Origin of the sequence: Chromobacterium sinusclupearum (assembly GCF_002902845.1) — a bacterium.
Taxonomy (GTDB): domain Bacteria; phylum Pseudomonadota; class Gammaproteobacteria; order Burkholderiales; family Chromobacteriaceae; genus Chromobacterium; species Chromobacterium sinusclupearum.
The window spans coordinates 19999-33582 of sequence record NZ_PPTF01000052.1 but is presented as its reverse complement, the minus strand read 5'-3'; the positions used below and the strand labels follow the sequence as shown (position 1 = coordinate 33582).

The window sequence follows — 13584 nt, the reverse complement described above, 5'->3', positions numbered from 1 at the left end:
AGCGAAGTATTGCCGACATTGCGCGCCAGAAACGGCAGCTCGAAGCGCAGCTCGCCGGCTTCGTCCTCGGCCATCACCGTGCCCATCAGCTTGACGTAGGGCAGCGAATCGACGATCTCGGCAAAGGCCTTGCGGTCGCGCAGCTCGGCGAAACGTTGCATGAATTCGCTCATCATGGCTGAGCCTCCTGCAACATCGGCGTGCGGCTGGACTCGCGCATGAAGGTCGCCACGCCGTGGGCGATCGGGTCTGCCGGATTGTCGTGATAGCACACCGCGCGGGTGAAAGCGATCTGGCTGGCCAGCCGGTAGCATTCGGCGGTGCAGTGGATGGCTTTGCCCGGCGTGGCGGACTTCAGGTAGTCGATGCGCAGATCCAGCGTGGCGATCGTTTCAATACTGGGCAGATGCGCGGTGACGGCGATGGCGCTGCAGGTATCGACCAGCGAGGTGATCACCCCGCCGTGCAGGATGCCGGTGGCCGGATTGCCGACCAGGTCTTCGCGCCATTGCAGTTTCAGCGTGGGCTTGCGGCCGTCGGTGCCGACGTACTCGAAGCCCAGCGTCGCGCAGTGCGGGAAGGAGACGAAGAGCTGGCTCATCGCCTCCAGCACGCGGGGATTGGCGGGAGTCGGAATCATCACGCCTCGCCCTGCTCCGGCGCGGCATCGCCCTCACCTTCGACTTCCTCGCACTCTGCCTCGGACTCGGCCACAATCTCCAGGCCGATCAGCTTTTCGCCCTCGTCCAGATTGATCAGGCGCACGCCCTGGGCCGAACGGCCGGTTTCGCGCACTTCCGCCACCTTGGTGCGGATCAGCACGCCGCCGGTGGTGATCAGCATGATGTCGTCGCTTTCCTCCACCAGGCTGGCCGCCACCAATTTCAGGCCGGTCTTGTCGGTCAGATCCATGGCGATCACGCCTTGGGTGCCGCGGCTGGTCAGGCGGAAGTCGCCCACGCAGGTGCGCTTGCCGTAGCCGCCGTCGCTGGCGGTCAGCACCATTTGCTGTTCGGAATTGCTGACCAGCAGCGAAATCACTTGCTGCTCATCGCCCAGCATCATGCCGCGCACGCCGGTCGCGTTGCGGCCCATCGGACGCACGTCGGTCTCGCTGAAGCGCACGGCTTTGCCGGCGTCGGAGAACAGCATGATCTGGTCGTCGCCGTGGGTCAGCGCCACGCCGATCAGATTGTCGCCGTCTTCCAGGTTCACCGCGATGATGCCGGCGGTGCGCGGGCGCGAGAAGTCCACCAGCGGCGTCTTCTTCACCGTGCCGCTGGCCGTGCACATGAAGACATACTGGTCGTCGCGGAATTCCTTGACCGGCAGCAGCGCGTTGATCTTCTCGCCCTCTTCCAGCGGCAGCACGTTGACCATGGGCTTGCCGCGGCTCTGGCGGCCGCCTTGCGGCAGGTCGTACACCTTGCGCCAGTAGCAACGGCCGCGGCTGGAGAAGCACAGCACGTAATCGTGGGTATTGGCCACGAACAGCGTTTCGATGAAGTCGTCGTCCTTGGTGGCCGCCGCCTGCTTGCCGCGGCCGCCGCGGCGCTGGGCGCTGTAATCGTCGATAGGCTGGGCCTTGATGTAGCCGGTGTGCGAAATCGTGACCACCATGTCCTGCGGGGTGATCAGGTCTTCGATATTGATATCGCCGCCGTAAGGCTCGATCTCGGAACGGCGCGGATCGCCAAACTGGGTGCGGATGGCAGTCAGTTCGTCGCTGATGATCTGGTTGATGCGCTCCGGGCGGGCCAGGATGTCCAGCAGGTCCAGAATCACATCCATGATCTCGCGGTATTCGCCGACGATCTTGTCCTGCTCCAGGCCGGTCAGGCGCTGCAGGCGCATGTCCAGAATGGCTTGGGCCTGGGTGTCGGACAGATGGTAGCCATCTTCCTTCATGCCGTAGGCCGGGTCGATGTTTTCCGGACGCGCCTTGTCGCCTTCGACGCGGGACAGCATGTCTTCCACCAGCGACGAGCGCCAGGCGCGCGCCATCAGCGCGGCCTTGGCTTGCGGCGGCGCCTCGGAGCCCTTGATCAGCGCGATGATCTCGTCCACATTGGACAAGGCCGCGGCCAGGCCTTCCAGGATGTGGCCGCGTTCGCGCGCTTTACGCAGTTCAAAGATGGTGCGGCGGGTCACCACTTCGCGGCGGTGACGCAGGAATTCCACCAGAATCTGCTTCAGATTCAACAGGCGCGGCTGGCCGTCCACCAGCGCCACCATATTCATGCCGAAGCTGTCCTGCAGCTGGGTCATCTTGTACAGATGGTTCAGCACCACTTCCGGCACTTCGCCGCGCTTCAGTTCGATCACCACGCGCATGCCGGACTTGTCCGACTCGTCGCGCAGGTCGGAGATGCCCTCGATCTGCTTGTCGCGCACCAGTTCGCTGATGCGTTCCAGCAGGCGGGCCTTGTTCACCTGGTACGGAATCTCGTCGACGATGATCGCTTCGCGGTCGCCCTTGCCGATCGGCTCCACATGGGTGCGCGCGCGCATGATCACGCGGCCGCGGCCGGTGCGGTAACCTTCCTTGACGCCGGCCGTGCCATAGATGATGCCGGCGGTGGGGAAATCCGGCGCCGGGATGATGTCGATCAGCTCGTCAATGGTGATATCGCTGTTGGCCAACAGAGCCAGGCAAGCGTCGATGACTTCATTCAGGTTGTGCGGCGGAATATTGGTGGCCATGCCCACCGCGATGCCGGACGAGCCGTTGACCAGCAGGTTCGGGATCTTGGCCGGCAGAATCAGCGGCTCATGCTCGGAGCCGTCGTAGTTGGGGCCAAAATCCACGGTTTCTTTGTCGATGTCGGCCAGCAGCTCGTGCGCGATGCGCGCCATGCGGATTTCGGTGTAACGCATGGCGGCGGCGTTGTCGCCGTCCACCGAGCCGAAGTTGCCCTGGCCATCCACCAGCGGGTAACGCAAGGAGAAGTCCTGCGCCATCCGCACGATGGTGTCGTACACGGCGGAGTCGCCGTGCGGGTGGTATTTACCGATCACGTCGCCAACGATACGGGCCGACTTTTTGTAGGCGCGGTTCCAGTCGTTGGACAGTTCGTGCATGGCGTACAGTACCCGGCGATGCACCGGCTTCAGGCCGTCGCGCACGTCTGGCAGCGCCCGGCCTACGATCACGCTCATCGCGTAATCCAGGTAAGAACGGCGCATCTCCTCTTCGAGGCTGATGGGAAGCGTTTCCTTGGCGAACTGGTTATCGGTCATAAGTGTCTTGATTCGTAAGAATGATCCGGCCGAAGCGAAGCAAGCGCCCGTCGCACTGGCGATTCGGGGCCGCCGGGCGCGCTGGCCGACGTGATGTGACAATCCCTCCATTCTACCACGAAAGACTGTGTGCATGCCCTCTTGCCACGCGCATGCGGCCTTGGCGGCGCAGGGCCGCTGGGCAGGGGACTTTATGGAAACACTCACTTCATCTTCGATTGTCCAGTTTATGGCGCGAGGCTTGGCCAAGCCGCCAGAGTCGTCTCGGAACAATATGAATTGAGTGGAATAGAGATAAAAAAAGGAGGGCCGCAGCCCTCCGCAAGTCTTGTAGCCAGGAGTGTTACAAGAAAAACTCAGTTCCAGCCTTGCGGCAGCTTGTAGCCGGCAAACTTCTGCTTGGTATAGGCCTTGAACGCCGGGGAGTTGTAGGCGGCGATCACGTCTTTGGCCCAAGGCTTGCCCGCATCGGCGGCACGCACCACGCCCCAGTTCACATAGGCATAGCTCTTTTCCTGATACACGGCCTCGGTCAGCTTGATGCCGGAGCTGGTGGCGTAGTTGCCGTTGATCACAGCGAAGTCGACATCGCTGCGCGAACGCGGCAGCTGGGCGGCTTCCAGCGGGATGATCTTCACTTTCTTCACGTTCTCGGCGATGTCGCGCTCGGAGGCGGTCAGCGGGTTGACGCCCGGCTTCAGCTTGACCCAGCCCAGATCGTTCAGCATCACCAGGGCGCGGGCGAAGTTGGACGGGTCATTAGGCGCAGCCAGGGTCACGCCGGCCTTGGCGTCCTTCAGCGACTTCAGCTTGCCCGGATAGATGCCCAGCGGCGCGGTCGGCACCTGGAATACTTCTTTCAGGGACAGCTTGTGCTCCTTGGCGAAGTTGTCGAGGTAAGGCTTGTGCTGGAAAACGTTCACATCCAGCGAACCTTCCTGCAGCGCCAGGTTGGGGCGCACATAGTCGGTGAACTCCACCAGCTTCACGGCATAGCCTTGCTTTTCCAGCTGCGGCTTGATCGATTGCTTCACCATGTCGCCAAAGTCGCCCACGGTAGTGCCGATGACGATTTCCTTCTTGGCCGGATCGGCGGCCAGCACTTGGCCTGCCAGGGCCAGGCCCACTACGGATGCGGCAACTGCCTTGATAACGAATCTACGCATTGTTCTCTCCTTTAAATTTGCGCGTCTTGAAAATCAGCGTTTGTCTAGCTTGGCCGCCAGGCGGTTGCCCAACAGCTGAATAATCTGAACCAGCACGACCAGCAGCAGCACCATGGCCACCATCACATCGGTCTGGAAGCGGTAGTAGCCGTAGCGGATGGCCAAATCGCCGATGCCGCCGCCGCCCACCACGCCCGCCACCGCGGTGTAGCTGAGGAAGCTGATGGTCAGAATGGTCAGGCTGGAAATCAGGCCGGAACGCCCTTCGTTCACCAGCACCTTGAAGATGATCTGCAGCGGGCTGGCGCCCATCGCCTCGGCCGCCTCCACCACGCCGCGCGGAATCTCACGCAGCGTTTGCTCCACCAGGCGGGCAAAGTACGGAATGGCGGCGAAAGCCAGCGGCACCGAAGCCGCCACCGGGCCAATGGTGCTGCCCACCAGCGCGCGGGTCAGCGGAATCAATACCACCATCAGGATGATGAAGGGGAAGGAACGCACCAGGTTCACCAGCCAGCTCAAGACGCCGTTGACGGCGCGATTGGCGAACAGCTGCCCCGGCTGCGACAGGTACAGGATCACGCCCAGCGGACCGCCAAACACGATGGCGGCGGCGAGGCCGATGCCCAGCATCACGCCGGTTTCCTTGCAGGCCTGCCAGATTTCCGGCGCCATCGATTGCAGATTCAGCAACGCTTCGTTCAGGGTTACGGCATCCATTTATGCGGCCTCCAGCAGCGAGCGGGCCAGATCGGAATCGGCTTCCACTTCGGCATTGTCGACATCGACGATCTCCACCACGCGGCCCTGGTCCAATACCGCGGCGCGGTGGCAGATGCTGCGCACCACATGCATTTCGTGAGTGACGATCACGATGGTGACGCCAAAGCGCGCGTTGATGTCTTTCAGGCAGTCAAGGATGGATTGGGTGGTTTTGGGGTCCAGCGCGGAAGTCGGCTCGTCAGCCAGGATCACATGCGGCCGCGGCGCCAAGGCGCGGGCAATGCCGACACGCTGCTTCTGGCCGCCGGACAGCTGGGCCGGATAATGGTTTGCGCGGTCTTCCAGGCCGACAATGGCCAGGCACTCCGCCACGCGCTTCTCGATGTCCGCCTTGCTCCAGCCGGCGATTTCCAGCGGGAAGGCCACGTTGCCGGCTACGGTGCGGTTGGCCAGCAGATTGAATTGTTGGAACACCATGCCGATGTTTTGACGGGCGGTTCGCAGTTGCTTGGCGTTCAGGCTAGTCAGATCCTGCCCATCCACGATGACGGCGCCAGCGTCTGGGCGTTCCAGCAGATTGATCAGACGCAACAAGGTGGACTTGCCGGCGCCGGAGAAGCCGATCAGGCCAAAGACTTCGCCCTGGCGAATCGACAACGAGGTTTCCGCCACGGCATCAAACCAGCCGCCTTCCGGGCGGCGGAACCGTTTGCAGACATTTTGCAGATGAATCATTCCTAACACTCCCAAAGCATAAAGCCCGCCGATAGCTGCGGCGGGCTTTGCTGTGGAAATCTTCGGATGATCCGGGAGATTAAATGTAGACAGATTGAGATGATGCTGGGTCTGTCTACCCACGCTTTAGCTGTTTTACGCCCGCAAGCTGTGTTCAAATCGGCGATAAATTTGATTGAGATTGAACATCTTTTTTCGCTTAGCGTCAACCACCTTTTGAAAGATTATATAAAACTGTCTCCATATCGCAAAAAGTGCTTTGCAATATGAAAAACCGTTCTTTATTAAGCACTTTTTGTTTTATCTGAAATGATCACGCCTTGCCGCCTTCCCGATCAGGATAGACAGAGTTGCGCATACAGCGGCAGATGATCGGACAGGCCAGACCATGGCCTGCCAGACAGTACCCTTGCCGACTCCACCTTCAAGCCGCGCACATAGATGCGATCCAATGCCAGCATCGGCATCCGCGCCGGAAAGCTCTGCGCGTGGCCGCCATACAATTGCAGAAACACCTCGTCCAAACCCAACTCGCCCTTCAGCAAGGCGCTAGCCTCGCCGCGCCAGTCGTTGAAATCGCCAGCCAGAATCAGCGGCTGGTGCTCCGCAATGGCTTCCTGCACATAGCGCGCCAAACCCCGGTACTGCTTGCGCCGGTCAACCGCCAGCAAATTGAAGTGCCCGCACAACGCCACCACCGGCTGCGCCCAGCCATCCGGCTGCACCAAGCATTGCAGCACACCGCGGCTCTCAAAACGATTGACCGAAATATCGCGGTTGCACCACTCCCCCACGCGAAACCGCGTCAACAAGGCATTGCCGTGATGGCCATGGTCATAACTGGCGTTCAGGCCATATACGGCGCGGTGCGCCAGGCGGCTGGCCAGGAAATGGTGCTGCGGCTGGACAGGCCAGCGCTGATGGCTAAGCGCCCGCGCCAGATTACGGCCTTGCACCTCCTGCAAAAACAGCAAGTCCGGCGCCAGATCCGCCAGCGCCTCGGCCATGTCGCCCACGCGCACATGGCGGTTCAGCGGAGACATTCCTTTGTGGATGTTATAGGTTATGACGCTGATATTCTTCATATGAAAACATCAAGTTAAACCACAATAATCATGTTGTGCATGAAGAAAAAAGCAGAAAGTGGGTCATTAAAAACCAAAGCCTTAGAGGCGTATTTCGAGAGTCACCTTCCCATTCTCATTATGATCATACACCCCCAAGCAATCTCTCTGACGGCAACGCTATGCCCATCGATTCGGCGCCGCGAGTAGACTTGCCTGGCCCCTGCAGACAATCCAGATTTGAACAATCCAGCTAGCACTTTCGGAGTTTATTAGGCAACTCTGAGGCATGAATCCACCATCAAGAGTGTGTCAACCATCCTTTAGCCGGGGCCGAACCCAGTCACAAAGGACAGGGAGAAGAACTGCCCCATAACCTACAGTGGAGCTACCCCAGAACGGTGTCTGGTGTTGTTCAGGTCGCCAGCACGGGGGCTGCATCGCCATTTCCAACAGAAGCAAGCAGACCTAAACCGCACCTGCGCCAGCTTGGACTTGGGAAGACGATTGGAAGTCACATCAACTGCGTTGAATCCACTGGAGATTTTCTTATGGAAAAAACAGGCCTGTATTTGCTTAAGTTGAGCTTCACTCCCGAAAAAGGCATGACTGGCGCAGGCTCCATGACGCTTGCCGTAACGGTGAATGCCTCCACCGGCGCTCTGCACGGCCAGGCACATGGTTCCATTCTGGAAGGTACGCAGCACTCCCCGACCTTCACCGCCCCGGCCATCGGCGCCATGCATAGCACTGGCTTTGGCCACATCACCAAGGTTGGCGCGGTTCATGGCGAAGCCGCCGTATCCGTCGCCCCGCCGGCGATCGGCACCTACCTTGCCCCCTTCTCCGCCAGCTTTGGCCTCGGCGCCGACTGGACTGGCCAAGGCCAATTCACTGTAGGCACCCATACCTACAAGTGTGATGTGAAGATGGTGGATTAAGCTTGCCCCTTGACTGCTGGTGTTGAGGAGCAGGCTTATGAAGCAGCCCGAACTGGCGCAGTTCGGGCTGTTTTCATTGCGAGGCCCATGCCTGGCAAGTGGTGCATTTCGTCCAACGCTACCTCCCCACAACAAGCGCCCCAGCCTCTACCGTACTGGTTTTAATATCATTTTTATACACACGACAATTGCCGTTTCACCCAGCGCCTCCGCGAGGCTTGGTCTGCGCGCCTGGGCAGCGGATTGTTACCATGATGTAAATTAGGTAGAATGCTCTATCTATCAAACTCAACATCCTAGAGCTGGACACCCTTCGGGCAGGTCGCGCGTCTGGCAGGACAGCGATACCACCCCCATGCAACAGCGGGCAGCTTCGCATGCCCATTCTGGCAGGAATCAATATGCGCAAACTCCTTATCCTGCTGCCATTGGCGCTTAGCAGCGCCCCGCTGGCAGCCTCTTCTCTCCCCTCCTACGATTTTGCTGTCAAACCGGCCCACTCGCCTGCAAATCCCCCCAGCCCATTTGAAGCAAAAAGCAAAAAACAAGCGCTGGAAGTGGGCCCGCGCGTCCCGCTAGGCAACCTCGACAAGACTTGGCTGGAGATGAACGCCTCCAAGCCAGTCGATGGCGACATGCGCTCGCCCAATGCCCATTGGGAACAGCCGCATGGCTACCAAGCCATTCCAGCCTGGCGCAGAGACTTTCCCGGCCAGCCCATGACGCCGGGACTGGGAATCGACCCGCAAACGGGGAAAAAACGCGCCATCCCCATGCACATGCTGCAGCCCCTCCCGCCTTACCAGAACCGCTAAGCGCGACCACCGCCCCGCAGCCTGGCACGAAACTGGTTTGTCACGCCAATCCTGCATTGGCCTTAGCCACCAGCCACTGCCGCGGCGCTTGGCCAACATGCCGACGAAACGCGCGGGCCAAGGCCGAGGCGCTGTCATACCCCACTTGGCCAGCAATCCAGTCCATCGGCTTGCCCTGCAGCAGCCAACGCTGGGCCAAGCCGATGCGCCAACTTGCCAGATAATGCGCGGGCGTCTGTCCCATCACCTCATGAAAGCGCGCTGCAAACCGCGGGCGCGACATCGCCGCGGCGACGGCCATGCCTTCCACTGTCCAGGGCTGCTCAGGCTTGGCATGAATAGCGGCCAGGGCGCGCGATAACTGTCTATCACCCAGCGCGGCCAGCAGTCCGGTATCCAGACGCGATTCGGCCATCATCTGGCGCATCACCCTCAGCAACAACACCTCAAACAGACGATTCACCGATGCCACCCTGCCCGGCAACTCACAACGGGTTTCATCCCGCAAACAGCCGATCAAGGCAGCAGTAGCCCCTAGCTCGCCAGCGGGAAGCCACAGCACATCGGGCAAGGCGCGGGCCAAGGGGTTGTCGACATCCAGGCCAAACCGGACCGACGCGCAGGCCAGTTCCGGCGGCTGTTCGGCATCCGGTTCAAAGCGATGCGGCAAGGGGCGCGGAAAACAAAGCAGGCCGGGCGTATCGAACCGATAGCGGCCATGCCCTGGCACCAGCACGTCCATGCGGCCGCCAGTGAGAATATGAAACTGCCCCAGCCCCGCTCCGCTGCCCGGGTCGCCGTCACCGCCCAAACTCACCACGGAGCAAAGCCGCCCGCTGTAGAACAAGCCGGCGGATAGTCGAAACACATCTAGCACATCGGAAAGCGGGTCCATGGGGTGAGTGGGTCCTGGTGGAGTTTGGCTTCAAACAATCCAGGCAAGACTACAGGCGCCCGGTCAGAGAGATGATAAACCGCCGTAGACGATTGGTATGGAAATTGAGACGCCCTGTCGACCGCTTATGGAGTCAAAAGTCCATGATGCAAAGCGTGCGGAACAGCTTCCGCCACCCCAACCAAAAAAGGAATCTATCATGACCCGCATCCCCAGCGTCACCGACCAGCAAGCCAGCCCGCAAACCCAGGCCGTGTTTGCCGAAGTCAAAAACCTGTTCGGCATGGTGCCCAATCTGATTCGCACCCTGGCCCAATCGCCTGCCGCGCTCGACGCCTATCTAAAATTTTCCGGCGCGCTATCCCAGGGCGCGTTGGCGCCTGCCGACCGCGAGCGCATCGCGCTAGGCGTGGCCCAGGCCAATCGTTGCGCTTACTGCCTGTCCGCCCACAGCCTGATCGCCAAGGGCGCCGGCCTGTCGCCCGAATCCATCGCCGCCGCGCGCCAGGGGGAAGGCAATGCGGTTGCGGTTTTTGCCCGTCAAGTCACGGAAAAGCGCGGCGCCATCAGCCACGAAGACCTGCAGGCAGCCCGCGCCGCGGGATTGGGGGACGCGCAGTTAGTCGAGATCGTGGCCGGCGTGGCTCTGAATGTGCTGACCAACTACATCAACAACGTTGCGCAAACGGAAATCGACTTCCCCGTGGTTGCGCTCTGACAACCCACTCGCGGCGACAAACAGGCCGTCTTTTAAGCGAGATGGCCGCAAACCATCAGGATATGCGGCCACCCCATCCTTGCGCCGCCACGTCTGCCGTCTTCCGAGAGAAAAGCACGCCATCTGGCGTGCTTTTTCTATCCCAATCTTGAGTCCGCCACTGCGGATATCAAAGCTGGAAATTTTCGATGCGGGTCACATGCGGCAGCCCCAACACATGAATGCAATTCATCCATCACCTGCAAAATGATCTTTTGCCTTTCGGCCTACCTGATTGTCTAATGCGTGTTACGACAATAAATTGCTTGGCGATTAAAATGATGCGCGATGGCATGGCCGCGCGCATACAGGGGGAACAGATGAATCACGCTAAATCATTGGCCGAATGGCAGCGCAACCATCCTTTGATCACAGAGATGATGGCGCTGCAGGAATGCAGCTGGTTTAACCCCGGCATCGCCCCCGCGGCGGAAAGCCTGGCCGATGTTGGCCTGTCTGCGGCGAATGTGGCCGATGCCTCCGCCAGACTGCAGCGCTTTGCCGCCTACTTCCGCCAGGCCTTTCCGGAAACCGTCGCCAGCGCCGGCATTCTGGAGTCGCCCTTGCTTGCCATACCCGGTTTTCAAGACGCGCTAGGCCGCCGCCATGGCATGGCCTTACCCGGCCGGCTTTGGCTGAAGGCGGACAGCCAGTTGCCGATTTCCGGCTCGATCAAGGCGCGTGGCGGCATCTATGAAGTGCTCAAGCATGCCGAGGATCTGGCGCTGCGGCACAAACTGCTGAGTCTGGATGACGACTACGCCAAACTGGACAGCCCCGCTGCGCGCGCCGTGTTCAGCCGCTACAAGATCGCAGTGGGCTCCACCGGCAACCTGGGCTTATCCATCGGCATCATCGGCGCCAAACTGGGTTTTCACACTACGGTCCATATGTCGGCCGACGCCCGCCAATGGAAAAAAGACATGCTGCGCGCCCACGGCGTGACAGTGATCGAATATTCGTCCGACTACAGCGCAGCGGTGGCGCAAGGCCGCCAGCAGGCGCAAAGCGACCCGGCCTGCCATTTTGTCGATGATGAAAATTCCACCAGCTTGTTCCTCGGCTATGCTGTGGCCGCACAGCGGCTGAAAGCACAGCTGGATGCGGCCGGCGTGGTAGTGGACGCCGCGCATCCGCTGTTCGTTTACCTGCCTTGCGGCGTAGGCGGCGGCCCCGGCGGCGTGGCCTTCGGCCTGAAGCTGGCTTTTGGCGATGCCGTGCATTGCCTGTTTGCCGAACCCACCCACTCGCCGTGCATGTTGCTGGGCGTCTACACCGGCCTGCACGATCAGGTTTCCGTGCAGGATTTCGGCATCGACAACCGCACCGCGGCAGACGGCCTAGCGGTAGGCCGGCCATCCGGATTCGTCGGGCGCGCCATGCAGCGGCTGATCGATGGCTACTACACCGTAAGCGATGAGGAACTGTTCCGGCTGCTGGCGATGATGGAACACACGGAAGGCCTGCGGCTGGAGCCGTCCGCCCTGGCCGGCGCACCCGGCATCGTCCGCATACAGGCTGAAACCCAGCACTACCGTGCTCGGCTGGGCCTGACGCCGGAGCGCATGGCCCAAGCCAACCACCTGATCTGGGCCACCGGCGGCGGCATGGTGCCTGCGGCGGAAATGGACGCTTACCTGGCGCGCGGCCGCGCGCTGCAGGCCTAAGCCATGCGTCCGCCCCGGCTGGATGGCGCACAGCTCGCCAATCTGCATACGTTCCTGACGGTGGCCCGCCACCTCAGCTTCGCGCGCGCCGCCGCGGAACTATGCCTGACGCCCAGCGCCGTCAGCCACCGCATTGCGCGGCTGGAACACGCGCTCGGCTACCCGCTATTCCTGCGCCTGACCCGGCACATCCGCCTGACGGCCGACGGCGAGCGGATTTACGCGGTTTTACAACGCGGCATGGGCGAACTGGACGCCGCCCTGCAGCCGCAGTCCGACGCTCCCGCCGGGCGGCTGAGGCTGCATGCCCACCCCTCCATCGCCCATTGCTGGCTGACGCCACGGCTGGCAGACTTTTGCGAACACTACCCGCAGATCGAACTGGAAGTCCGCACCGGCAACGACGACGCAGATTTCCGCGCCGGCGGCGTTGATCTGGCGCTTTGCTACGCGGATGGCGCCTTTCCCGGCCTGGCCAGCATCAAACTGATGGACGAGCAGATGGCGCCGGTATGCAGCCCGCAATACGCCGCGAGATACGGGCTGCGGGGCAACCATCTGGCGCTGAGCCGCTGCGTGCTGCTGCATGACGCCCACGCCTGGCGCCATGCGGCTTACAACGCGGAATGGCAACTGTGGGCACGCGCCGCCGGCCGCGAAGCCAACCTGCCAGCCGCCAGCCTCACCTTCGACCGTTCCGACCTGTGCCTGGCCGCAGCCGTCCACCATGCGGGTATCGCCATTGGCCGCCGCCGGCTGGCCCAAACCCTGCTGGACGAAGGCAAGCTGGTCATGCCGCTGGGCGGTTTCATCCCCGCCGGCCATTACGACTACTACCTGGCTCACCCGCCCGGCCCGACATCCGCCAGACTGCAGGCCCTCATCAACTGGCTGCGCGGGCAAGCGGGCTGATCCACCCCAGGCTCGCTCCTGCTGGCTGTCGACGGGAAGCGCCGCCAGCGATGCGAAGTGACAGAAACCAAGCCCGTGCTTGCCTATCCGGCCAGCATGGCTCCCGCCTTCTCATTCCGGCGTAAAACGAACGCCGCAGCAGAATGACAAAACGACCAACAAAATTCATTATTTTGACAATGGCATTTTTTGATCTAAATATTTGATTGTGCGCTCCGTTTTCACCGTCACTCTCGCAACCTTGCCAGCCATTCAGCGCGCTCAACGAGAAAGGATACCGCGATGATAAGCAGCCTCTCCGCTTCCCCGGCATTGCCCGCCAGACCCATACGCGCAGACAGCTCAAACATCGACAGCCAGATCGCCAACCTGGAACAGCAGCTGCAGCAATTGAAAGAACAGCTTCAGAGCTTGCAGAACGGAGGGCAAGCGGCCAGCACCCGCAGCAAACAGGAGCAGGAGAAATTGGCAGAACAGCTCAAGCAACAGATTGCAGAACTGGAAGCCGAGATTACCCAGCTCAAGGCCCAAAAGGAGCAGCAGGAAGAACGTCCCGCCAATCATCACGGGCGCACCCCTGCCGGCAAAAAGCAGAATGGACAAAGCGCCATAGACGACTTCGCCTGACGGTTTTCGCATGCAGGAAACCGCAAGCCAGGCGCTGTTGCC

13 protein-coding genes are annotated in these 13584 nt (G+C 61.1%); 6 read left to right on the top strand and 7 right to left on the bottom strand.

Translation table 11 applies throughout. The features are described from left to right. Positions 1–172: 172 nt before the first annotated feature. From C2134_RS11510 to C2134_RS11480, 6 genes are all read right to left on the bottom strand, one after another. Positions 173–640: a PaaI family thioesterase gene (locus tag C2134_RS11510; protein ID WP_103320180.1), complete on the bottom strand. Its 468-nt coding sequence runs from the start codon at positions 638–640 to the stop codon at positions 173–175. After that, a complete protein-coding gene (gene gyrA, locus C2134_RS11505) occupies positions 640–3240 on the bottom strand; it encodes a DNA gyrase subunit A (RefSeq protein WP_103320178.1) in 2601 nt (866 codons plus the stop codon). The genes C2134_RS11510 and gyrA overlap by 1 nt, the downstream gene beginning before the upstream one ends. 356 nt (positions 3241–3596) lie before the next feature. Then, the gene (locus tag C2134_RS11500; protein WP_103320176.1) at positions 3597–4406 is read right to left on the bottom strand and encodes a MetQ/NlpA family ABC transporter substrate-binding protein; all 810 of its coding nucleotides are present in this window, start codon (positions 4404–4406) and stop codon (positions 3597–3599) included. Positions 4407–4439: 33 nt separating this feature from the next. After that, the gene (locus C2134_RS11495) at positions 4440–5126 is read right to left on the bottom strand and encodes a methionine ABC transporter permease (protein WP_103320174.1); all 687 of its coding nucleotides are present in this window, start codon (positions 5124–5126) and stop codon (positions 4440–4442) included. Further along, entirely contained in the window at positions 5127–5864 is a 738-nt protein-coding gene (locus tag C2134_RS11490) for a methionine ABC transporter ATP-binding protein (RefSeq protein ID WP_103320172.1), read from the bottom strand. It abuts the gene before it with no gap. A gap of 335 nt (positions 5865–6199) precedes the next feature. Continuing rightward, positions 6200–6949: an endonuclease/exonuclease/phosphatase family protein gene (locus tag C2134_RS11480; RefSeq protein WP_103320168.1), complete on the bottom strand. Its 750-nt coding sequence runs from the start codon at positions 6947–6949 to the stop codon at positions 6200–6202. Between the two features lie 530 nt (positions 6950–7479). On the opposite strand from C2134_RS11480, the gene C2134_RS11475 reads away from it, so the two are divergent. Both C2134_RS11475 and C2134_RS21225 read left to right on the top strand, forming a co-directional pair. Beyond that, positions 7480–7869: a DUF1842 domain-containing protein gene (locus tag C2134_RS11475; protein ID WP_103320166.1), complete on the top strand. Its 390-nt coding sequence runs from the start codon at positions 7480–7482 to the stop codon at positions 7867–7869. A 377-nt stretch (positions 7870–8246) separates the two neighbouring features. Continuing rightward, on the top strand, positions 8247–8684 hold the full coding sequence (locus C2134_RS21225) for a hypothetical protein (RefSeq protein ID WP_146042143.1): 438 nt from the start codon (positions 8247–8249) through the stop codon (positions 8682–8684). Between the two features lie 40 nt (positions 8685–8724). On the opposite strand, the gene C2134_RS11465 is transcribed toward C2134_RS21225, so the two are convergent. Beyond that, a complete protein-coding gene (locus tag C2134_RS11465) occupies positions 8725–9579 on the bottom strand; it encodes an AraC family transcriptional regulator (RefSeq protein WP_103320163.1) in 855 nt (284 codons plus the stop codon). 199 nt (positions 9580–9778) lie between these two features. Between C2134_RS11465 and C2134_RS11460 the strand changes: the two genes are divergently transcribed. The 4 genes from C2134_RS11460 to C2134_RS11445 all read left to right on the top strand — a co-directional run bounded on the left by C2134_RS11460 (position 9779) and on the right by C2134_RS11445 (position 13542). After that, the gene (locus C2134_RS11460) at positions 9779–10297 is read left to right on the top strand and encodes a carboxymuconolactone decarboxylase family protein (RefSeq protein WP_103320161.1); all 519 of its coding nucleotides are present in this window, start codon (positions 9779–9781) and stop codon (positions 10295–10297) included. 359 nt (positions 10298–10656) lie between these two features. Continuing rightward, positions 10657–12003 carry a D-serine ammonia-lyase gene (dsdA, locus tag C2134_RS11455; RefSeq protein WP_103320184.1) on the top strand — a complete coding sequence of 449 codons (1347 nt, stop codon included), beginning with the start codon at positions 10657–10659 and terminating at the stop codon, positions 12001–12003. A 3-nt stretch (positions 12004–12006) separates the two neighbouring features. Next, complete coding sequence (gene dsdC, locus C2134_RS11450; protein WP_103320159.1) at positions 12007–12915, top strand: DNA-binding transcriptional regulator DsdC; 909 nt, start codon at positions 12007–12009, stop codon at positions 12913–12915. Positions 12916–13197: 282 nt separating this feature from the next. After that, positions 13198–13542 (top strand): FlxA-like family protein, encoded by a 345-nt coding sequence (locus tag C2134_RS11445; RefSeq protein ID WP_103320157.1) that lies wholly within the window; start codon positions 13198–13200, stop codon positions 13540–13542. Positions 13543–13584: the final 42 nt, after the last annotated feature.